A 344-nucleotide genomic window follows, 5' to 3' on the forward strand; every position below is an offset into this window, starting at 1 on the left:
CTTCCGGGGTCAGCCCGGCGTACACCGGCACGGTCGGGGTTTCTTCGGTGAAGAGAATCCACTCGCGTTGCTTTTTCGGCAGTTTCTTCCACGGGATGTCGACGTCGATGCCCATGGTCACGAGGATGTCGCGCAGGTTCTGCCCCTGCCAGGCCAACGGCCAGGACGCCACCGCGCGCTGGCGGATGGTCAGGTTAGGATCGGGCACCATCAGCGCTTCGGTGACTTCATACACCCGGCCGAGGCCATGGCATTCAGGGCACGCGCCTTGCGGCGTGTTCGGCGAAAAGTCCTCGGCGTACAACATCGGCTGCCCCGGCGGATAACTGCCGGCGCGGGAATAA

General features: G+C 64.2%; 1 pseudogene. It reads right to left on the reverse strand.

The window, feature by feature from the left end:
• Nucleotides 1-344: pseudogene (locus tag BK660_RS32210) on the reverse strand (excinuclease ABC subunit A); the annotation flags it as partial.

This window comes from Pseudomonas brassicacearum, from assembly GCF_003732265.1.
In the GTDB taxonomy this organism is placed as follows: domain Bacteria; phylum Pseudomonadota; class Gammaproteobacteria; order Pseudomonadales; family Pseudomonadaceae; genus Aquipseudomonas; species Aquipseudomonas brassicacearum_D.